Annotated in this window: 1 protein-coding gene and 1 pseudogene; both read right to left on the reverse strand. The window is 46.1% G+C overall.

The window, feature by feature from the left end; all coding sequences use genetic code 11:
* A partial coding sequence (locus A1232T_RS14290) for a helix-turn-helix domain-containing protein (protein ID WP_143513918.1) occupies positions 1–212 on the reverse strand: 212 nt, incomplete at its 3' end.
* 170 nt (positions 213–382) lie between these two features.
* A pseudogene (locus A1232T_RS14045) lies at positions 383–707 on the reverse strand (IS3 family transposase); the annotation flags it as partial.

A 707-nucleotide genomic window follows, 5' to 3' on the forward strand; every position in this document is an offset into this window, starting at 1 on the left:
CTACTGACTTTAGGAGCTAGGCTACGTCCTCTGTGGTTTAGCTGATTATGGGCTTTAAGTACACGGTAAAAGGTGGATTCTGAGGCATGATAGATACCTTCGTCGAGCAAAGTGGGTACGATTTGTGTCGGTGGTAGGCTTGCAAAGCGGGGTTCGTTACAGACGGCAATAATAGTTGCTGTCTCATTATCAGTCAGCTTATTTATGGGCATAGGACGCACAGCTTCAGCACGCTTGTCATGAGCTATTTGACCTTGTTTATACCAACGCCTGTAGGTACGTAGACTAATGCCGACCTCGTTACATGCTTGCTTTAGCCTTGCCCCTGAAATATTAGCTTCTTGAATCCATGTAATGTATTGCTTGCGCTGTGGCAGTGAGGTTAGTCGTCCTCGCTTTGTGTCTCCCAGAGCGCATCCAGCTTTTTTCTCAGTACCAGTAAAGCAGCTGTTTCGGCTAAAGCTTTCTCTTTGCGATTAAGTTCACGCTCTAGTTTTTTAATCTTTTTACGGTCAGCTTGTTGCTGTCGTCTGCTTGCTAAGCTCTGCTTTTGGCTTTGATTGAATCCTGATAAGGCTCCGGCTCGCCATGCTTTGATTTGTTCGACATATAGGCCTTTACTACGGCAGTATTCGCTAAGCTCGGTCTCTGATAAGCCACTGGCCTCTATGATGGTGGCAAGTTTTGCTTCATTTGACCAGTTGTCG

The sequence above is a fragment of the Psychrobacter pasteurii genome (assembly GCF_900162815.1).
GTDB classification, from domain to species: Bacteria; Pseudomonadota; Gammaproteobacteria; order Pseudomonadales; family Moraxellaceae; genus Psychrobacter; species Psychrobacter pasteurii.